The organism is Methylopila sp. 73B (genome assembly GCF_000526315.1).
In the GTDB taxonomy this organism is placed as follows: domain Bacteria; phylum Pseudomonadota; class Alphaproteobacteria; order Rhizobiales; family Methylopilaceae; genus Methylopila.
This window is the reverse complement of sequence record NZ_JAFV01000001.1, coordinates 379,688-398,839: the sequence shown is the minus strand read 5'-3', so window position 1 is coordinate 398,839 and position 19,152 is coordinate 379,688. Positions and strand designations below refer to the sequence as shown.

Sequence of the window (19,152 nt, the reverse complement as noted above, 5' to 3'; positions counted from 1 at the left end):
CCTTAGGTCAGCGTTACGGCCCCGGCGCTTTCGAGCGTCAGGCTGTACGTGATCATTCCATTGTAGGTGCCTGCCTCTTCCAGCGAGGCGATCATAAAGAGGCCTTCATAGACGTATGTGCCGGAGGTTTTCGGCATGACGATCTGGAATTTCTTGTGGGCGTTCGTCATCGCCGCCGAGCGGATGGCGGTCGAAGGCGCGTCGTCAATGTAGACGCCCGACATCTTGACGCTGATGGAGTTGACGCCAGCGCCTTCCAGCAGCTTGCGAATACCCGCATCGTCCGAGCTGGTAACGTCCACCGCTTCGTTATTGATGGTAATGGTGGCTTCACGCGCACCGCCGACCGTGACAAAGGTCGTGCTTACCGTATTGAGTTTGAGCAGGACATCCCGCCCCTTCATTGGTGCCAAGTAAATACCCTTTCCTTAGCTGAAAGGGTAAGCGCAAAAGCCTATGGCCTGCAATAACTAAACCGCTTTTTCCGGCTCTTTGGATTTCGTCGTGGCATCCACTGCATTGCCATGTAGCTTCAGCACATCGGCCAATTCAGCCGGAACGGTGTATTCCTTATCGGCCTCATAGTGGCAAACACTCACGCCATCGGGTGAGACAACTTGGTTGCGGATCATTTTAATACGGACATTCGCCATGCTCATCGCTTTCTTTACCCCTTAATCCTCTAACAGGTTAAAGGGTCCGACAATGGCTATGTGACAATGGCGGAAAATTCGATCACGGATTGCCAGGTATTCCCGTCATCCTCAGGGAAGTCATCAGCTACGCCGTCGTACTGCAGGCTCACCAGCTCGAAACCTCCACCGATGGCTATGTCCGCCTCCCGCCGGTCCAGTGCGGCGAAAGCCAGCTTGCGGATGGCCAGAACCATGCCCGGCTTGTTCTCTCGGGCGAACGCCTGCACGCGGACCGTATGCTGCATCCCGCTGAAGTCACCGGCCGCGAATGGCTGGGCTTCCGACGTGACGAGCACAAAGGGGTACTTCGGAGAAGGCGGCGTTGCGCCATGCACGCGGTCACTCACGAAGGCCGACATCCCGGCTTCGGCCTTGAGCCGGGCCACCACCGCCTGCAGGAGATCGACGGCGCTATCGGCCACTGGCGTACCTCCGCAGGGCCGTGTTTACCGCCAGCTTGATCCGTGCCTGTGCCTTTGCCTTCAGGAGCCGGAAGGTCGGCCGCATGAAGGGGCGCGCAGCCATCCGGCTGGTGCCGTACTCCAGGTATTTGGCCTTAACGTCATAAGCCCCGAACGTCGCGATTATGCCTTGTCCATCCCGACTTGCCTTGCTCGCCCGCATTTTACTGACCAGCTCGCCATAGTCGCTGTTGGGAAACTCGCCCGGAGCCGATGCCGTGTGCGTCCGGCCGCCGCGCTTGTAGGTTCGGCCCCCGCCACTGTTCCGCTGGATCTTCTGCACGGCATACCCGTGCATCTCTGCGGCAGAGGCTTCCAAAGCGTCCTGAATGCCCACCTGCAAAGAGGCCGGCAGCTGCGACAGCTTCCTAATGAGGCTGGAGGCACCGCGGACGGCCATCAGGCGTCCACCCCGGTATCTTCCGAGACGTAGAGGCGCAGGCCCACGCAGTCGCCAATGACGGCCACGGAATCGACCCCGTAGACCATCTCTCCCTTGAGCACGCGGAAGGACAGGGCCGCGCCAGGCACGTCCATGTCGGCGCGATAGGCGATCGTCATGGCGCGGGTGGTGGACGCCGCAGGACCGCCGCTCACCAGCCCTTCGCGGTCACGGGCAGGCGTGTCCCAGACGGCTTTTACGCAGGCATGATTGCGCCAGGTGCCGGAACCCACCGCGAAATCACCGCCGGCAGGCGCAGTGCGCTTCTGGAGATCGACCGAGAAGCCGTGGCGCTCGAGCATTTCCGGCAGGCGCTCAGCAAGGCGGGCGTTCACGCCGCTCATACCCGCTGCAGCTTCACCGTCGCGTTTGTCTTGGAGCGCAAGGTGCCGAGCCCGCGCAGCAGCATCTCGACATAATCGAAGTTGGCCGGGCGGATCGTGGCGGTGTCGTACTGCACCCGCACGTCGCCGATTTCCTCGCTCTTGATCGCCCCGCCGTTGTCCTGCAAAGCCATCGCGCTCAGCCGGCCGCCCACGGCCAGCGCCGCCAGCTCAATCGCCGCGTTCTTCACCGCCACCGGGATGCCTGAGAGCGTGCGGCCCTCCCGGTCCTTCACACAGATGCGGGGCCATGACAGCGCCTGCGCGGTATCTTCAATCTTGCCCGCCCATGCGAAAGCGGCATCGAGAAAGGCCGTAGCCTCAATCAATGCCGCCTCCTTGGCGGGTGGGTAAGCACCATCCCACGCAGACACTCCGCGGGAGGACAGGTAGGCGTCCGCCTCAGCCAAGGTGGCGTAGGTGTCGGTGCCGACCAGAAGGGCCAATTACTTGGCTTTCTTGTCGGTCTTTTCGGCCGGCGGCTGAGTGGTGGATTCAACCGGCTTGGCAGGGGCGTCAGGGTCGAACTTTCCCTTATCGCTGCCATCCGGGACCTTCTGGCCGGACTTCTCGCGCATCTTGGCCACATAGTCGGCCACAGGGATTACGTCGGCCTTGCCCTGATACGCTTGGCGGATCTCGGCATCGCGGTCGCCGCCATCCACGAGGACGATTTCAACGTCCTCGATCTCGTTCGCCTTGAAGGCTTCGGCGTTGCGGCCGGGGACGCGTACTCCCGCGTCCTTCAGCAGCTCGGCATCAACCTTATTGGGGTGGCTGCCGTGGTGATAGAAAACAACTTTACTCACGAATATAGCTTTCCTTAGGAGGCGTTAGCGGTGATGTCCACCTTCAGCAAGACGCCGGGCAGGCTCTTGAAGCTGGTGACGTTGCTATCCCAGTTGGTGCCGGTCGCAACAGCAGCAGCAGACGGGTTGCGGGCACCGTTGGTGATGTCCCACTTGAAGCCCTTGAGCTGGATGTTGTAGGCGCTCTCACCTTGGAACCGGGTCACAAGGTTTTCGAGGCCGGTAACGGTCTCAACGACAGCCTCGGGATCTTCCGACACCTTCATCATTGCGGCAGCATCTTGGAGGCCCAGGATGTTGTAGCCGGTGGTGGAGATGTTCAGCGCCGGGATGTCGGTCACGAGAACCGGGCGACCCAGGGTCGGGGCACCACCGTTGTAGATGGAGATCCCACTGTCGTTGAACGTCATGTCGCTCAGCGAGTTGCCGATCAGGGCGTGATAGGACGCGCCGTTCATGACCCACAGCTTCACGTTGGACGAGGCATCACCGAGCTTGGCGAGGGCCTTGTTCATGTTGGCGTGGTTTAGAATATTTGCAGTCACCCCGGAGGCGATCGCGGCAGCGTCGTAAACGATGTCGGACTGGCCAGCCATCGCAGCCGTCAGAGCAGCTACAGTGGTGTTCAGCATTTCCTGCCGGGTTTCGTCGGCCATTTGCTGACCGGCCAGCACGGCAGCTTCGTCAGGGTCCATACCCATACTGCGGAAGCTGTCGCGGGTCGCGTCAATCGGGCCGAACTTGCGCTTGACCTTGACGCTGATGTTTTCATCCATCGTCAGCTTGATCGCAGTGACGGAGGCGACGCTGGTGTCATCGCGGCGGGTCATGCCGGACACGTTCTTGAAGAACGCCTGCTTCTCGTAGTCGCCGGTCAGGCCCTGGTTCAGAAGGCGCAGCGCGCCGTTTGAGGCGGCATTGAACGCGTTCGTGTTTTGGGTGATGCGCTCATAGAACGCGGTCGCCATGAGCACGTCATATGGGCGGGTATCGGTAATAACAGTCGTTGCCAACTATTTATCTTTCATTATCAACCTTGTTTTTAAATGCCTCTGCACCGTGTTGACCGATGTAAGCGGCTTTCTCCTTGGCAGTCATATCTGCCGCTTTTTTGCCGGTAGCCCCGCCACCTGCGCCACCTTTACTGCCACCACCTTGATTGTTGGCTGCAGCGATAAAGGGTTTTGCCTCATCTGAAGCCGCCCACGCCTTGACGTAGTCGGTCACAGGTTTGCCATCCACCAAGGCCCCGCCTTCGGTGACTTCGATCTTGCGGCTACCGCGGAAGTCCGCCTTCACCGCACGAATAAACTCAGGGGCAACGCCCGCCTCGGTCAGTGCCGTGGTCAGGCTGCCGTCAACAATGTTCGCGTTCAGCTTGGCTTCCAGCTCCTCCGCACGCTTTTCAGCGGCAGTCAGCTTGGGCGCAAACTCGGCTTCAATCCGCTCGCGCAGCTTGATCGGGTCGCTATCTTTGTCTTCGGCGTTCCGCTTACTGGTCTTCAGCGTCCGGTATTCGTCAGGATCGACATCCTTGAAGCGATCTTCAAGCTGCTTCTTCTCGCGGAGCACCGCATCGCGGCTTTCCTTGAGACCCTTCGTTTCCTTTTCAAGCAGCTCCGCCACTTGGGCTTGTGTCGCGGTTTTCACCGCTTCCTGAAACTCTGGTGCATTTACGTCGATATTCACTCATCAAGACCCCATCTCGATTAACCGGCCCAGCATCCTCCCAATAAGGAAAACTTACCTGACACCATCATGGGGTTAAGGTTTAGCGCCTGTCAATGACTGGCTTTAAGCTGTTCGAGCGTTAAAGGTCGGCCGCGTTGGTCCACCAGATCGGCCAGGGTTATCTTACCGGCGCGGTACAGCTCCGCCCGGCCTTTCCCTAAAAGCTGGTCTGTGAACTCCGGAGACTTGCCGGACAGGAACGTGTCGAAGTCCATATCATCCGCCGGCGCACCGCCCCACTTCTCCTGCAGCACGGCGATTTCGGTTGACCGACAGCCAGGGTGGCGCGGGGTTCCGCCGTTGTACGGCAGCTTGTGACCCACCGGCTTGTAATCAGGAACGGTCCAGACCTTCCCGGCATACGAGATGCAGGTGTGAGAGGTACGGCCATCGAGCACGCTGATCTGCTGAATTCCCCGGAAGACGCGCGGGTTGTCCTCCACCGCCTTCTTGCGGACTGCCCCGGTGATGGCGCTGCTGGCACCGCGCACGAGCAGCTTGGCCCGGCGACGGGAGACTTCCACCAGGCCGTCCTTGAAAGCCATCTCGCGGGTTCCGCGAACGCGCTTGATGAGATCCGCGTCGGATTCCCCGCCCAGCACGCCAATGCGCATCATCTGGTTGAAGGCATCCCGAGCGGCGACCGACTGCCCCTCCCACCAGTCCGCCATGGGCGCGCCGGAGACGAGCGTGGACCGGACGAGGCCCACAGCTTCGGCGGCAGGGAGCGCGAAGGCGAGCAGATCCCGGCCGACAACCTCGTTGACCTGCCGTGTCAGGTACAGGGCTTCCACCTGCGCCAGATCGGCCATTTCGTTGACGTGGTAGCGCCGGATGTCCCGGTACGAAGCCGAAACCTGCGCAGCAACGGCCGCCAGCAGCTTTGCCAGCCTCTCCTGCCGGTAAACCTCATGGGTGACCGACGTTGGGGCGAACTCAATGATTTGTGCCGCTATGGCCTTGTCCAGAGCGGTGAGGTAGCGCTCGATCTCGGTGTGGACCGTCACCTGATGCCGCAGCAGCGCCAGCAGGCGGATGCGCAGCGCTTCGGCTAGATCCTCATTAGGCCGCGGCACTCACGGCAGCCCCGTCGTCGTTCGCCGCCTTCACCGGCTGCCCAGCCAGGTCGGGATCGTCGTCAATCTGTGCCTGTTCCTCGCTGAAGGTGCGGTTGCCGCTGATGACTTCCCCCTTCACCAGCGCCTCGTAGAAGCTTTCGGCGCTCAGCTTGCCGGCCACAACCGCGCTCAGCAGGGCGGTGATCGCTTGCGGGCTGATATCGCCGGGGTTGAAGTCGGTGTTCAGCCGAACTTTCGGCTTTTCAGACGAGCCCGCCCACAGCGCCATCTGACCGAGCACGCGGGTCAGGCCCCGGCTCACCGCGTTGGCCATCGAGGCAAGTGACCCGGTTTCACCCGAGCGCTTGTTGCTCATGGCCTCGTCTGTCTCGACCGCCTTCTTGTCCGGCGAAAGCATGCGGGCACCCAGCGCGGCCATCTTCAGCTCATCGTCCTGAATGGCCTTGCGCATGGTTTCGAGGCCTTGCCCCGTGAACTCCAGATACACCGCCTTGGCGTTCGCATCGCTGAAGACCCACGCCTTGGCCGACCCGATGGAATACGTGGTGTCCGTGGCGCTCACGCCGCTGATGACGGCAGTGGGCAAGCCGGTGAAGTGCAGGCCGTGCTCGTAGTCGGCCGTCTTGCGATAGTGGCTGATGTTGACCACAGCCAGGTCGTACAGCGCCGGCTGTTCCGGGTCCGGCTCATTCCCCTGCGCACCGAAGAACGTGAAGGGGATTTCGTCCAGCGGCTTACCGTTGACCAGCGGATAGCCGATGACTTCCTCGACCAGCTGGTTGTTCGCACCGGCCGTGTAGAGGCTTTGGGTGTATAAGCCGCTCTCGTCCAGCTGCAGGACACGGTACTGCACGCTGCACTCCAGGGCGAAGAGGTCGCCAGCCTTCACCGTCTCGGCGACCTCCCGCAGAACCACGAGACCGAGGATGGAGCGGCCACCACGGCGCGTCATGCGCCAGTTGATGATGTCCTCTGTCTTGTAAATGGTCGCGTAGGCCCGATAGCCCATCTTCTCGGCACGCTGCAGGGTGATGACCTCCCCATCCTGCCGCTGCACCTGAGGGTGGTCGACCAGAACGCCGGTGCGCGTGACCGTCAGCACCTCCTCAATCAGCTGCTCTGCGAATTGATCGAACGGCACCCCTGAAAGGGTCATGTCGTCCAGCATGGGCTTGATCGATTTGGCGTCTTCGATGTCGGGCTTCTTGCGGAACACCATACCGCTCAACGCATCGACCACCCGGCCGGTCGCGCCGAAGAATGTGGCCCGCTCACGGTATATCTTATACTCGTCCTCTTCCTGGTCGCTCAGCTTTGGCAGGTATTTCTCGCCACCCTTTTGGATGGCGTCATGCCCGGCAACCACATCACGCATTTTTGCCCATGTCGGACCGTACTTGTCGTAGAGGGCATGCGTGGTATCAACCGGCATAAAGCTGCTTTCTATAAACCTCTCAGTTTAATCTGTTGCGCATTATTCCCTGATAGTAGCAGTTCCGTAAAGCCCCAAACAGCCGCATCCATGCGGTCGGGGCTTTTATCCATTATTTCGGGGTTGTAGCTGCACAGCTGCCCCTCCAGCTTATCGAAGTGCTGGCAGTGGACGATCTGTCCGCGCTCGTAAAAGGCGGCAATCGGTTCCAGACGGATGATTTTGCCCCGTGTGGCGCGCACCGCCTTGTAGTTCACGCCATGATCGACGGCCTTGATGTTCCGCTCGACCAGATCCCCGCCGTTGTTCACCTCAGCCACGATGGCGTCGGCCTGATAATGCCGGTAGGCGTTGACGGCACGGTTTGCCCACTCGGCAGGGCTCAGGACACCGCTCAGGTCGTCGATGAGGTAGCCCAGGCCATCCACACCCTTGCCCTGGACGGTGATACCGCACTCCGCACTCGCGCTGTTGGCGGTTACGGACGGGTCGATGGCCACGACGATGCGCACCATGTCCGGCCGCGGCTCGCCAGGCTTCAGGTGCCGCAGGTGCTTACGCTTCACCAGGCCGCCTTCGGCCTTGAACTTCCAGTTGCCGTGCAGGAGGCGCTGCTGCTGTTCCTCTGTCTGCGCCTTCAGGTTCGCCAGGTAGCCGGGGTCGGCCTCCATCAGGATCTTGTTGTCGGTCAGCTTCGAGGAAATGAACGTCAGGCTCTTGGGCTCTGCGTCTTCCCCGTATTCCTCCACCAGAGCCCGCCGGCTGTCCGCCCACCGCAGCGTGTCGTTTATGACCACGAACCAGCGGATGACGCCGGACCGCTCCGGGATGGGCAGGCCGTCAGGTCCAATCCACCAGTCAATCAGCCCAAGCCCCTTGCCCGTGCTGTCATAGAGGAAGCTGTCGGGATCAGGGTTGGTGGTGGCGCGGATGTACGGCCGGACGCCGCACGTCGAGCGGTTCCGGCTGAGCATGTAGAAGAATTGCTTGCGGGTGAAGTGCGTCAGCTCATCGAAAAGAATGAGCGGGATCTGCGAGCCCTGCCAGTTCAGCACGTCGTTCTCGTGCTGCAGGTGCGTCATCGTCACCTTGGCACCAGATGGGAACTTCCACTGATACGGCTGTTCAATCGAACGCGCTTTGAGGTGCGGGTAGATCTTCTGGCTTTCGTCCCACAGACCGCCTTGGTTCGTGATCTGCGGTGTCTCGCGCCGGAAGAACACAGCGCCGAAGTTGGGATTGCCGATGTGCCGGACCGGCTCCATCAGGAGAGCCCAGGTCTTACCCCCGCCAGCTGCCCCCCCGTAGATTGCGATGTCAGCCGCGGTGGAGAGGAACGCTTCCTGCGGACCCGGGTGCGGCCGGATAATCACTCAGACGGAGCATCCCGCTGATTGTCGGGCATGTAGAACTGGACGGTGGATTCGGACTTGATCGGCCCGCCGTCTTTCCCGGCATGCTCCAGGGCAACTTTCTTGCCGAAGCGGTGCGGAGCCAGCTTTTCCAAATACCATTGGCGCGACAGCACCTGCAGCTGCGCCTTCATCACCACTTCCTTGCTCAGAAACTTGAGCTTGGCACCTTTCGTCTCGTCATCTTCCAGCCCCTGCAGGCTTGGCACCTTGCGGCCATCCGCCAGCTCCCAATAGGCCGTGTCCGGAATTGCGTCAGGTATAACGAGGGTTTCTTCAGCCAGCTGCTCAAAACGGGCTTCGCGTGCGTGCGCGTAGGCTTCCGAAAACTCTTGATATTCCACCAGCCACAAAAAGAACGATGACACAGAGCAGCCGTGTTTCGCGCAGGCCTCATGCACCTTCAGCCCCTTTTCAGCCTCAGGGCAGTAGGCTATGTCCGCACACAGGGCCGCAGCCAGTTTCGGTGAATACTTGGTCGGTCGCCCCCCAGGCATAACCTTCGCTTTCATTCGTTCAATCTGTCTCGGTCAGAATCCGGTGTGCGAGCACCTGTGTTCCCGCTAAGAGTCCGCCAAAGGCGTGACTGGCATCCCCCATGGTGAAGCGGGTCGATATGCAACCGTCAGCTGTCAGACCTATAACCGCCAGCCCGCGGAGTTCCCCCGACTGCGCCTTGTCCCAAACCTGTTGTGCGATTTCCTGCACATCTTCGCATTGCTGGCACGTAATAGGGACGACTTTGAGAGGCATAAGGATAGGATGCTGCCGGTATTAGCATTTGGCAAGCCTGATATACTTCTGCTTTCGGTTTGCGAGCAGCGCATCTGAGAAGCTTGGCGGCTTTACCTTCTTGTCCCGTGCCCGCTTCTTGCTGTGGCCCGGCCGGAATATCGTGATGACGCAGCCAGAAGGGCCGGTACTCACCTTCAGCCAGGCGCGGAGCACTTCCCCGGATGGCTGGGTAACGCGGATTGCGTATTCCGCAGTTCCGCCGGCAGGGAGGCCGCAGGCATCTAGCGCGAGGCTGGCGCAGATCGCCCGCTCTTCATCACGCGGCAGTTCACGCCCGAAGCGCTCCTTGAAACGCTGTTTGGCGTGCCACGTGAAGTGCATGGCATCAGGCGGTGCGCATCATCCGCCGGCCGAGGACCATGGCCGGGATAATCCCCACGACGACGAATGCGTCCCAATGGCCGCGGTAGGCGAGGATTGCCAGAACCAGCATGATAAAGCCCGCCAAAGCATAAAGCGGACCGTAGAATAGAATAGAGCCGAGGGTTTTCATATACCCAGCATGGGGCGCAAAGGTGTTTCGTGCAAGCCCATTGCTTACTGCCAGCGGAGGGCTGTGAAAGGCACGGTATAGGTTCCAGCCAGAATAAGAGGGGTTTGAAAGCGCACCTCGATCTGGTTTTTGGCCTTCACAGTGTAGCCGTCGCTCATGATCCAGCCGGTCGGCAGACCTTTGGCGGCGAGAAAAACAATGTCTCCCACGGAGAAGTCGTCCTTACCGTCCTCCGGCGCGAGCGTCAGGATTCGCGTTTGGGTGCCGGCAAGAATCGAAATGCCCGTCTGTATGGTCAGCGCGGCTTCACAGACCTTCACCCAATGCCGGGAGTCGTCCTTGGTCGCTCCGGCGGGTACACCGGGCGGCTGAGTAAACTGCCCCTCGCCGCTGCACAGCCATCCGGCGGCGACACGCTGAGGGCAGCGCCAGGCCTTGCCGTGCTGCGGGGTCCACTCGGATTCCCCGTCCCACATGACCACGTTGTCCACGAGGCCATCTACCACGACTGCAAAGCGCTGGGCGTCAGGCATAGAGAAACACCACCACTTCCCCACGCGCGCCGCTTCCGCCAGCTCCTGTCGATGTTCCGCCGGGATAGACGGTAGCTGCACCGCCGCCTCCACCGCCGCTTGGAGCGCCACCATTGCCGCCGTGACCTGGCAAACCCGCGGAGTTCGACGTTCCCCCGCCGCCGCCCTCTCCGAAATAAGGATCGTTTGCGCCCGTATGGCTCGCGCCGTCGCCGCCCATGTAGGAACTGCCAACCGCACCCGCGGCACCACCCCCGCCAACGGCGGTGATACCGCTCGCCAGCGCATGGATGCCACCGCCCTGCCCTCCCGCACGCGAGGCACCAGAGCCGCTCACCGTCCCACCACCAGCACCACCGCCGCCACCGCCCATGGCGGACCGGCCACCAGCTGCCCCGTTCGTACCTGACGATGCAGCGGCCCCACCGGCGGCTGTGTAGTAGGCAGTCGAGATTCCTGGGTTTCGTAAAGCGCCGGCCGCGGCGGTGGCAGCTGGCACAGGTCCGCCATTGCCAGGATCGCCACCAATGGCGTTCAGCAGGTCGCCGAATGACGAGGAATTACCGGCCGAACCGGCTACGCCAGCGACCGCCGCTCCCGTCGAGGTCACTGACGGGCCACCGCTACCCCCTGCCCCGACAGTCACAGGCACGGTGCTGGGCAGCTGATCCATGCTGAACCACCTATCGCTCACGACACCAGGAGCACCACCTGCCCCTGCAACACGGGCGGCCGTTGCATCGCCGATTGAGCCACTTCCCCCACCACCGCCGCCGCCTGAGACGACGACATAGGCACGCTTCGCCCAGGGGTAATTCGACTTGGTGAAGGTGCCGCTGGCCGTGAAGACGACGGCCTCAAACGTCGGGTTGGCTGAAACCACCCCGGCTGTGGCCGTGAGTGCCCCGTACAGGGATGTAGCGAGCGTCGTTGTGCCGGTAGCCGTCAGATTGGTGAACCGACCCGTGGCTGGCGTTGTGGCCCCGATCGGACTGTTGTTGAGCCCAGTGCTGCCGAACTGCCCCGCGAGCGTCGTCCCGCTGTAAAATGCCGTGACCGCAGTCGAAGGAACCACGGCGCTCATTCGGTTTGAGGAAATTCCGAAGCCGTATGTTGTGGCGTGCAGGTTGAGCCGGTTGATCGCTCCTATGACGCCGACCGCTGCGACGACGTTCAGAAAGTCCGCCGTAGCGACCCCGATGTTGGGCGTGACCAGCGTCGGACTGTTGTCCTGAACCACCGCGCCGGTGCCCGTCACAGGAGCGGCTGAAACAGTCGTTCCGTCGCCTTTCAGGACGCCGGTTACGTCGGCCTTGCCGACCTTTCCGCCCAATTGGCCAATGATGGTGCCGGCGAAGTTGGGATCGTCGCCCAGGGCGTCCGCGATCTCCTGCAGCGTATCGAGGCTTCCCGGCGCTGAACCGACTAGCGCATCGACCTTCAAGGCGGCCCGCACATCGACTGCCGCGTTGAAGTCGGCGATGTCGGTCGAGACATGTGTGTGGACGGTCGGCGCATATCGCGCATCCCCGCGCCCCGCCGTCAGGTATTGCGGGTGATCGTCGTCACCCAGGCCGTCCAATAGGCCGTGGTCGCTCGGCCCGTCGTGTCCGGGCTCTCCCGGATCGCCCTTGGCTCCACGAGGACCCGGAGGTCCGCCAGCGAGAACGGTGACGGTCACCACTTCCTCGACTACCTCAACGAGCGGCCGCGGTTCCTCGGTGATGTATACGCTACTCATCGCGAGTGACGTTCCCGTCGATGGTGACGCTGCCCTGCAGCAACCGCTCCACCGTGCCATCGGGGCGGACGAGTTCGAGGTCATAGACCGCGCTGCCGTCGCCGGGCAGGAGCGCGGTTTGCGCGGCGCTAATGCCGATGAAGACGGTTCCCGGTGCCGTAATCTCGACATCGGGGGTCAGAAGAACGCTGGAGGAGGCTTTGAGCGCGCGTACCTGCATCCGGACGGTGCAGCCGGTGAAGTCGCGGGGGGTTTCATCAGCAGTTTTGAAAACCGGGGAGCGCGTGAAGTCCGCACCCTGTTCGACTTTCAGTGGATAGATACCGGCCGGCAATCCCCGCGCTTTCTTTATGCGGGGATTGTGCCTCTATACATCATGTCTGGCAAGACGTTAAAAGGTCCGTCATCGAACGCTGGTGGTGCTCAGGATAATGTCCATTAGTGTCATGTCCTCCCTGTCAAAAAGGAGCGCCCGGGGGACGCGCTCGATTAAACCATACTTTTTTATATACATCCGGTAGGCCTTCGGATCATGGGCCAGCGCATTGTAGAAAATAAGGACCATCTCGTAGTCTGAAAAGTGCGCCTTTAGGATGTCGACGTACTTTTGGCTGTCGATCTTATCTGCCTCATCCACGAAACGGATAAAAGTCTCAAGATACCGAAAATAATGGCCTAGTTGCTGACGCCGGTCCGACCAGAAATCCTCATAGGACGCTTGAAGAGTAGCAACCCTAACTCGTTCAGGCACGTTTCGTGTGTAATTATCGGTTATTCTACCTAGCTTGTGCGCGCACGCTTGTATGGCCTGCTGTCCTCTTGCCGTTTTGCCATTGCCATCGGGAACCTCTATGTCCTTTACGATATTCGCAAACAGCGTCAGCATCTGAAAGAACGTTGCCTCGAAGCTCTGTCTTTTGACAGCTTTAACCTGCTGCTCCAAGGCCTCAGCGGAGCGAGCCGCCTCAGCGCGAGTGAGTTTGATCTCCTCCCTTGAGAGGCGCAGCTCTTCCCGCGAAAGCTGCAGCTCACGCATCTGCACTGTTATAGTCGAAACGACGATCAAGAAGGTGCAAAACGTCAAGATCGGATTCAGAATGCCGCCCGCAAAATCCCCAGCTGGTCCCCAGTCAGCCCAGTTGAGGTCGACCTGCGTTCCCAACACCATGAAAACCGACATCGCGCCGATGGCGACCCACGCGGCTTTCGTCAGCCATATGATCCGGGCTTCCGTGCGAGTGAAGGTTGTCTCAACAGCCTCATCCTGCTCGTCGACACTCTGGGCCGCAGCCATTTGCTTCCTTTGAAAACACCTATGACGCAGTTCCTGTAACCAGTTCGGCCACACGCTCACACCCCGCTCCCTCAGCTTGTACGTGGGTACCGGGCGAATCGTAACTCGCTCAAGTACGCGCGCAGCGCCGAGGGAGGATAACAATCACAGGACGCCTACCACTAGCTGGCATTAGGGTGGTAGCATTGCCCCGCTCAACCTTGGGTGTCGCCGCATGCCGAATCGTAAGTTCAGTCGCGACGAGGCGTTCATGCAGCCTAGCGAGATAGGCGAGCTGGACATCTTCGCCACGCAGTCGAAAACCTCTTCGGATTTCTTACTCGGCCTCGCCGCGCGCTTTGGCCAGCATCGCATCCTCGCTCATGACTGGAGCAAGGAATACGAGGTCAGCGTTCGTACCGCTTACATTCATTTGGAAACGTCGGGCTGCGAGATCGATCGGGACGATCATGTGGGCAGTCAGGCAGTACCTGAAACCCGCGAACGCTCCACCGAGCGTAGCTTCGGATCTTCGTCGGAAGGCAGCTCCAAGAAGGAACTCGGGGGATCAGCCGGGGTCCGTAGCACGATGCTCGGTCCTACGCCCGCGGGTGAATTAAAGGGGTCTACGGGAAGCGAGCATAAGAGATCCAATAACTCCGGCTTCAAGGAAACAGCGCCTGAAGTCGATAATGTTTTTCTCCGCCTGCCCGGATCTAAGTGGCGTGTTTGCGACTACAGAGATCGTCGTTTAGAGGGTTCATATAAAAGCAAAGATCATTTTTGCAAAATTAATTACCTTGAGCAAAAAGGCAGCGTGTCCGGCGTTCTTAAGTGCTTTCCCAAGGACATGGAAGTCGTTCCGGCTGACGATGGGAGTAGCAATCTAAGACTGTTCCGCCTTTCGGCAAATCATTCGAGCGTCATCCGGGCCCTGATTGCCAAGCATCTACGGGAGCTTAATCCAACAACAGCGAATCGTGGGTCGGGCGAGATCGTTCTGGCAACCTGCTCCATCTCTTATGAGAAGCTCGAAGATGAACCCCATAGAGCAGATTGACCGCATTTTAGAAGCGAAAGACGCAAGCTTTCAGGACCTGCTAGCTTTAGCGAAATTAGACCCTTCTCAGGACCTTCGCGGCTGTGATTTCCGCGGCGTCGATTTCGGTGAACTCCAAACACCGATACTCGATCTAACCCGATGTGATCTGCGCGGTGCAAACCTCTCGCGAGTGACCGCAGCTGTCATAACGACAGGCGCGGATATCGACGTTCAGACAAGACTTCCCGACTTCGATCGCGATGGAATGCTTGTAGCTGGGCAGAAGGTTGCACTGCGCCAGATGATAGAGCGGTTCCACATAGCTACCGAGGTACCGGAGAATATTGTATCGCGCGTTTTCGATGAGCGGCTTATAGCCGCCGGCTATGACTCAATTCTTGAGCAGGACATTGCCACGCGCAACACTGAATCATTGCTCTGTGAGATCATTACGGATCGGATTGAAATTGGCACTCGCCGGTCTGGTCCTACACGTCTTATTGTATACCGGACTCAACAGATTAGCTTCGCCCAGAGGCAGCTTTCAGGAATTGATTGCGATAAGATTTTTGCAAATCTGCTTGAGGGAGATGTCATCGTTGGAACGCATAACTTCTCACAGGATGGCCTTACTGACCGAGGAGAGGAATTACTAAATCGGCCTGCGCGAGCGCATTTTCGAGGCCAACGCAGCTCGCTACGGCAGGACTTGGCTGATGATATTATATCGAGTGTTGAGCAGGTTACGAAAGCGGATGGCTACATCATATGCATGTTCTCTGGGTTTCCCCCATTTTCAAGAGAAACTTGGGCTCGACTAAGAGAGTACCCGCGCCCCATTCGGTTCGTCATCCTGAGCCCTTCGCAGCTTCTGCGCCAGTTTTTGCCAGAACGTTTAGCACCGAGGCGTAGGCCTACGATCGACGGAATAGCGCCGTTTTCGTTCATATTCCCGCGTAATATTCTCGATGCACATGATATCGACAATTTTATAAAGCGATTGCGCAAGTACGAGGGAGGCGGTGTCGTTATGCACCCCTCACTGATCGAAGCAATCGATGACTGCCGTGGCAAATCGGTCAGTTTTCTGCGAGAACTTGTTATCAATCGTATATTCGGCTCAGATAGCGATAGCGAAAGGTAAGCGCCCCCTTAGGTGGGCATGTCGAACGACGCGCACGGCGTCGGCTCAACTACTGTAGCGCTGCCGAGGTCCCAGCCCTTCAGTACGACGGCATCTCTCCGGCGGGAATAAGCATAGCTGCAAACCCGGACGATCCACTGGCCGACGTGGTTCGGTCCCTCGCACTTCCTCGCTGCCAGGAACCGCCTGCCGTCCTTCGGAGCCAGCTCAAAAGGCTGCCACTCAGTCGGCATCTCCGTGGCTTTCGGCTTTCGTTCGTTTATCTAAACCCATGGCGTGGGCGTAATCGGCAGAGGGCGGCAGGCGGACCTCCAGGTCCATCGCCAGCGCCTCTATGGCCTCCAGGAAGCGTGTCATCTCCTCCACGCCCAGCTTGGTGGTGCTGCGGGGCATGATGATCGCCTGCCCGAGAATGACCTTGTTTAGGCAGGTATGCTGTTCAGGATAAGAGCGGCGAATCCCAATCCACCGACCACCGCCAGCGCGACCTGCACAAAGCGAGGAGCCGGTGACAGAACGGCAATCCGCAGCATGTCCATCAGCGTCACTTCATGCGGATCAGTGCGGACCCACATTTGCTTGTTAGGGGTGTAAACGGCCATCTCTTATTCCTTTCTGGTTATTGGTGATAAAGGAATTATGAGCCGCCATTATTACTATGTCAACGTGTATTTATACATTTTGTACTTGCCCCATGATAATAGTTATGTCCTTATAATCCCTGTCGCCATTCAATAGCGACGAAAGCGGTCTACCGGCCTTATTAGAAACGAGTGAAAGACAATGAAATGGCTATTATCGCCAAACAGTCCGGCAACGGGGATTTTCAACTAGCGCCGGAAGGCCAGTTTGCGGCCATCTGCCATAAGGTGATCGACTGCGGCACGCAGACGGTAGACGGCCAGTACGGCGTCCAGCAAAAGCGGCAGGTCATCATCGGCTTCGAGCTTCACGGCGAGAACCAGATCGGCGACGGCAGCGGCTACATGGAAGATGGCCGCCCGCACGTGGTGCAGCAGAAATTCACCCTCAGCCTCGGCGAGAAGAGCAAGCTGCGCCCGTTCCTCCAGAGCTGGCGCGGCCGTCCGTTCACCGACGACGAGCTGGAGGGTTTCGACATCAGCAAGCTGATCGCTGCCCCCTGCATGGTGACGATCCAGCACGTGACCAGCGTGAAGGGGAAGACGTTCGCCAACATCACCGGCATCACGCCGAAGCTGAAGTCCATCGAGACGCCGCGGCTGGCGAACCAGGCGACCCTGTTCGAGATCGATCCCTGGGACCAGGTAATTTTTGAGAGCCTGAGCAAAGGCCTTCAGGATTACATCTCGAAGTCCGAAGAATATCAGAACCGCTTCGGTTCCTCACCGAGCCAGCCGGTCGATAGCTTTGGCGACCGCAATCCTCCGCCGGTCGGGGACGACGATATTCCCTTCTAACGAGGCGGAAGGCGCAGGCCGTCGCGAACCGGCGGCCTTTTGATTCAAACCAACAGGAGGCCCGTATGTGGACTTGAGCGAGCTAGATGATGAAATGCTGATCGGCATAATTGCCGCGCATAAACGTATTGAGGAGGAGGCCAAAGCTATCGCCGTCCCGTTACGCGCAGAGCTTCTGAAGCGCCAGTCGGCCACCGGCGAGATCTCCATATCCTATAACGGCTGGGTATCGCGGCTGAAGCGCGAGCCGTTTACGCCCGCATGGCTTAAGCGCCAATGGGGATACAGTGAAGCTGATTTACCTCCAGAATGCTTTACTGAAAAAGTATCTGCAGTTATTGATTGGGGACAGGTAGATAAATGGCTGCGCGTGATTCACGATCACGGCCTTGAACCAACCCAAAGCCTCGTGTTCGAGCGCGAGAAAACCACGAAGTAGGAAGTTTAACGGAGTTTATGAAACGGACGAAAACGCCAGCACGGTCACGCAAATACGATTTTTCCGGCATCCGCTTCGGCAAGCCATTGGTTCTGCCTTACCGGCCGGAGGAACACGGTACCCGCCAGCAGTTCTCCAACCGCATCCGCCAGGCAATTGCGCGCGCTGAGGCGGCCGGACTAGCGAAGGGCCTCACGCAGCAGTTCGAGAACGACCAGCTCAGCGTTCTGAAGGTGCGGTGACGGCGATACCCGTTGACGGGGAATTCCGGCGCGTGCTCCGATAACAGGAACGCTTCGGGGAACACATCATGGTTCGCGCTTTCGTAGTGATAGTCGCTCTATTTCTCACATCAAATGCGGCTAACGCGCTTTCTGCCGACGAGAAGCGTAGCTTGGCCTTTCAGATGGCTTTGACTGGCGGATCTGCTGCAAAGTGCGAGTGGGACACACCGGAAGTCGTCATAAGTAATTTCGCTGAGGCTATGAAACAGCTTGATATTCTTGAGTATGCCGACTCGGTAATGCCCGCCTTTATGAAAGCCGACTGCAATTTCGCGAACTCATCTGCGAAAGAGAAGGCACGGCAGCATTATCTCGCCATGAAGAAGCTCGCTAAAGGCGTGAGACAGGCTGACCCGATCATGAAGATGTGCCGAGACAAGTGGGGACAGAATTACGAGATGATCGAGCACTGCGTTAAGAACCAGCGGGCAGCCAAACAACGCTTGGGAATCGACTAAGCGAACGTCGTATCCACCATGTCGCTGCGGCCCATGCGGCATCCGCTTCGTCCTCCTCTTGCGCGTCGATGGTCAAGGATCGGGAAACGGATAGTCACCGCTTGCTTTCGCACGGGCACGCACGGCCCTCATTTGCTCCATCCAGGTCAGAGGGCGGTCTTTACCGAAATGTTTTCGAATGAATTCGTCATGCGTTTTGTCTTTGGCATAGACATACCTATAGGCACGACGGACGCAGCCTTTGTTTGTTGTTTTGGCAAGATCCGGCAACCTTGTACGGCTGACTTTATCCGCGACCGCAGCAGACTGAGAAGCCACGAAAAGGCGTCGCGGGCCGATTGGCATTGTTAGGTAAGCATTTTTGACGCCTAGCCCATCTGTATTCATAACTGGTCTATCGCCTGTCACGAGATCAAAGCATGCTTCCGGCAGCACCACAAAGCGCCAGTGAGCGTTATTCAGCCTCTCTCCAATCGCCCGACTGTCGAGCATCACCTTTCTCACCATTCGAAGTGCGTCCGCCCGAATTCTCTCTGGCGCTTGGCTGGCAAGGAACTCCTCCACCGACGCTGGTTTTCCAGGAAAATCGCCAGCGGCTTCAAAGGCAGCCCGGACTTCCGGCGTGACCGTTTTCCAATCCTCAGCAAAACCGGCTTTGGCGGACTCCAGCTCCTCTGGATGGCGAAACATCATGGACATTACGAACCGCGACCATTCACTGCGATCTTTCGAGGTCCATTGAGCTTTCCCGCCGTTACCCCATCCGCTTTCTATCCGCTCCAGCACCTTGGCAGCTGAGTCATCGAGTGGGCTAAAGAAGGCCTCTTCTAGCTGCCTAGCGTCATCCGGTGGCAAATCTTCCAGAATGTTTAGCTTATCGACGAACCCCGTAGCCTTGGGACCGACTGGCTTTGCCACGATCTTGCCGGGGTACGGCTCGCTGTATTCCAGCAGTTTGCCGCCCGGCGGGGTGACCCATCGAGATGTGTAAAAGACCGGCATAAAATGATGGATGTGGGAGGCACCTTGCGGCCGAGGCGGACCCATTGTCTCGTTTTCCAATGTGC

The 19,152-nt window shown here is 59.2% G+C and carries 28 protein-coding genes; 6 read left to right on the top strand and 22 right to left on the bottom strand.

Going from position 1 to position 19,152, the window contains the following annotated elements; translation table 11 throughout:
- Positions 1 to 2: 2 nt before the first annotated feature.
- From K244_RS0101890 to K244_RS22480, 19 genes are all read right to left on the bottom strand, one after another.
- The gene (locus K244_RS0101890) at positions 3 to 404 is read right to left on the bottom strand and encodes a phage major tail protein, TP901-1 family (RefSeq protein WP_036305389.1); all 402 of its coding nucleotides are present in this window, start codon (positions 402 to 404) and stop codon (positions 3 to 5) included.
- 66 nt (positions 405 to 470) lie between these two features.
- Positions 471 to 653: a hypothetical protein gene (locus K244_RS23375; RefSeq protein ID WP_197027135.1), complete on the bottom strand. Its 183-nt coding sequence runs from the start codon at positions 651 to 653 to the stop codon at positions 471 to 473.
- Positions 654 to 709: 56 nt separating this feature from the next.
- Entirely contained in the window at positions 710 to 1,117 is a 408-nt protein-coding gene (locus K244_RS0101885; protein ID WP_020184545.1) for a DUF3168 domain-containing protein, read from the bottom strand.
- Positions 1,107 to 1,556 carry a hypothetical protein gene (locus K244_RS0101880; RefSeq protein WP_020184544.1) on the bottom strand — a complete coding sequence of 150 codons (450 nt, stop codon included), beginning with the start codon at positions 1,554 to 1,556 and terminating at the stop codon, positions 1,107 to 1,109. The genes K244_RS0101885 and K244_RS0101880 overlap by 11 nt, the downstream gene beginning before the upstream one ends.
- Positions 1,556 to 1,942, bottom strand: a complete 387-nt coding sequence (locus tag K244_RS0101875; RefSeq protein ID WP_020184543.1) for a hypothetical protein — start codon at positions 1,940 to 1,942, stop codon at positions 1,556 to 1,558. The genes K244_RS0101880 and K244_RS0101875 overlap by 1 nt, the downstream gene beginning before the upstream one ends.
- A complete protein-coding gene (locus K244_RS0101870; RefSeq protein WP_020184542.1) occupies positions 1,939 to 2,427 on the bottom strand; it encodes a DnaT-like ssDNA-binding protein in 489 nt (162 codons plus the stop codon). The genes K244_RS0101875 and K244_RS0101870 overlap by 4 nt, the downstream gene beginning before the upstream one ends.
- The gene (locus tag K244_RS0101865; protein ID WP_020184541.1) at positions 2,428 to 2,790 is read right to left on the bottom strand and encodes a hypothetical protein; all 363 of its coding nucleotides are present in this window, start codon (positions 2,788 to 2,790) and stop codon (positions 2,428 to 2,430) included.
- A gap of 14 nt (positions 2,791 to 2,804) precedes the next feature.
- Entirely contained in the window at positions 2,805 to 3,758 is a 954-nt protein-coding gene (locus K244_RS0101860; protein ID WP_020184540.1) for a major capsid protein, read from the bottom strand.
- 49 nt (positions 3,759 to 3,807) lie between these two features.
- Positions 3,808 to 4,479, bottom strand: a complete 672-nt coding sequence (locus K244_RS22490; RefSeq protein ID WP_155931518.1) for a hypothetical protein — start codon at positions 4,477 to 4,479, stop codon at positions 3,808 to 3,810.
- 92 nt (positions 4,480 to 4,571) lie between these two features.
- On the bottom strand, positions 4,572 to 5,597 hold the full coding sequence (locus K244_RS0101850; protein WP_020184538.1) for a hypothetical protein: 1,026 nt from the start codon (positions 5,595 to 5,597) through the stop codon (positions 4,572 to 4,574).
- Positions 5,584 to 7,032, bottom strand: a complete 1,449-nt coding sequence (locus K244_RS0101845; protein WP_024816261.1) for a DUF4055 domain-containing protein — start codon at positions 7,030 to 7,032, stop codon at positions 5,584 to 5,586. The genes K244_RS0101850 and K244_RS0101845 overlap by 14 nt, the downstream gene beginning before the upstream one ends.
- 11 nt (positions 7,033 to 7,043) lie before the next feature.
- Complete coding sequence (locus K244_RS22485; RefSeq protein ID WP_020184536.1) at positions 7,044 to 8,405, bottom strand: terminase family protein; 1,362 nt, start codon at positions 8,403 to 8,405, stop codon at positions 7,044 to 7,046.
- The gene (locus K244_RS0101835) at positions 8,402 to 8,956 is read right to left on the bottom strand and encodes a hypothetical protein (protein ID WP_155931516.1); all 555 of its coding nucleotides are present in this window, start codon (positions 8,954 to 8,956) and stop codon (positions 8,402 to 8,404) included. Before K244_RS0101835 ends, K244_RS22485 begins: the two co-directional genes overlap by 4 nt.
- Before the next feature lie 262 nt (positions 8,957 to 9,218).
- Positions 9,219 to 9,560 carry a hypothetical protein gene (locus K244_RS23370; RefSeq protein ID WP_155931514.1) on the bottom strand — a complete coding sequence of 114 codons (342 nt, stop codon included), beginning with the start codon at positions 9,558 to 9,560 and terminating at the stop codon, positions 9,219 to 9,221.
- 4 nt (positions 9,561 to 9,564) lie between these two features.
- Positions 9,565 to 9,732, bottom strand: a complete 168-nt coding sequence (locus tag K244_RS24035; RefSeq protein WP_020184534.1) for a hypothetical protein — start codon at positions 9,730 to 9,732, stop codon at positions 9,565 to 9,567.
- Positions 9,733 to 9,776: 44 nt separating this feature from the next.
- Entirely contained in the window at positions 9,777 to 10,265 is a 489-nt protein-coding gene (locus K244_RS0101825; protein WP_036305384.1) for a hypothetical protein, read from the bottom strand.
- Positions 10,258 to 12,006, bottom strand: coding sequence for a hypothetical protein (locus K244_RS23365; protein ID WP_155931510.1), 1,749 nt, complete (start codon positions 12,004 to 12,006; stop codon positions 10,258 to 10,260). Before K244_RS23365 ends, K244_RS0101825 begins: the two co-directional genes overlap by 8 nt.
- Entirely contained in the window at positions 11,999 to 12,340 is a 342-nt protein-coding gene (locus K244_RS0101815; protein WP_020184531.1) for a hypothetical protein, read from the bottom strand. Before K244_RS0101815 ends, K244_RS23365 begins: the two co-directional genes overlap by 8 nt.
- Before the next feature lie 69 nt (positions 12,341 to 12,409).
- Positions 12,410 to 13,300, bottom strand: a complete 891-nt coding sequence (locus K244_RS22480) for a putative phage abortive infection protein (RefSeq protein WP_020184530.1) — start codon at positions 13,298 to 13,300, stop codon at positions 12,410 to 12,412.
- Between the two features lie 250 nt (positions 13,301 to 13,550).
- On the opposite strand from K244_RS22480, the gene K244_RS23360 reads away from it, so the two are divergent.
- Complete coding sequence (locus tag K244_RS23360; RefSeq protein ID WP_197027134.1) at positions 13,551 to 14,339, top strand: hypothetical protein; 789 nt, start codon at positions 13,551 to 13,553, stop codon at positions 14,337 to 14,339.
- The gene (locus K244_RS23355) at positions 14,317 to 15,465 is read left to right on the top strand and encodes a pentapeptide repeat-containing protein (protein WP_155931506.1); all 1,149 of its coding nucleotides are present in this window, start codon (positions 14,317 to 14,319) and stop codon (positions 15,463 to 15,465) included. Before K244_RS23360 ends, K244_RS23355 begins: the two co-directional genes overlap by 23 nt.
- Positions 15,466 to 15,687: 222 nt before the next feature.
- On the opposite strand, the gene K244_RS23350 is transcribed toward K244_RS23355, so the two are convergent.
- Together K244_RS23350 and K244_RS0101790 are read right to left on the bottom strand one after the other, a co-directional pair.
- Positions 15,688 to 15,858: a hypothetical protein gene (locus K244_RS23350; RefSeq protein ID WP_020184527.1), complete on the bottom strand. Its 171-nt coding sequence runs from the start codon at positions 15,856 to 15,858 to the stop codon at positions 15,688 to 15,690.
- Positions 15,859 to 15,887: 29 nt separating this feature from the next.
- Complete coding sequence (locus tag K244_RS0101790) at positions 15,888 to 16,067, bottom strand: hypothetical protein (RefSeq protein ID WP_020184526.1); 180 nt, start codon at positions 16,065 to 16,067, stop codon at positions 15,888 to 15,890.
- A 186-nt stretch (positions 16,068 to 16,253) separates the two neighbouring features.
- On the opposite strand from K244_RS0101790, the gene K244_RS0101785 reads away from it, so the two are divergent.
- From K244_RS0101785 to K244_RS23340, 4 genes are all read left to right on the top strand, one after another.
- Complete coding sequence (locus K244_RS0101785) at positions 16,254 to 16,904, top strand: hypothetical protein (RefSeq protein ID WP_155931504.1); 651 nt, start codon at positions 16,254 to 16,256, stop codon at positions 16,902 to 16,904.
- A 67-nt stretch (positions 16,905 to 16,971) separates the two neighbouring features.
- Positions 16,972 to 17,343, top strand: coding sequence for a hypothetical protein (locus K244_RS23345; protein WP_155931502.1), 372 nt, complete (start codon positions 16,972 to 16,974; stop codon positions 17,341 to 17,343).
- A gap of 17 nt (positions 17,344 to 17,360) precedes the next feature.
- Positions 17,361 to 17,585, top strand: a complete 225-nt coding sequence (locus K244_RS0101780) for a hypothetical protein (protein ID WP_024816259.1) — start codon at positions 17,361 to 17,363, stop codon at positions 17,583 to 17,585.
- A gap of 68 nt (positions 17,586 to 17,653) precedes the next feature.
- Positions 17,654 to 18,085: a hypothetical protein gene (locus tag K244_RS23340; RefSeq protein WP_155931500.1), complete on the top strand. Its 432-nt coding sequence runs from the start codon at positions 17,654 to 17,656 to the stop codon at positions 18,083 to 18,085.
- Between the two features lie 72 nt (positions 18,086 to 18,157).
- On the opposite strand, the gene K244_RS22945 is transcribed toward K244_RS23340, so the two are convergent.
- Positions 18,158 to 19,132 (bottom strand): DUF4238 domain-containing protein, encoded by a 975-nt coding sequence (locus tag K244_RS22945; RefSeq protein WP_081761406.1) that lies wholly within the window; start codon positions 19,130 to 19,132, stop codon positions 18,158 to 18,160.
- Positions 19,133 to 19,152 lie beyond the last annotated feature (20 nt).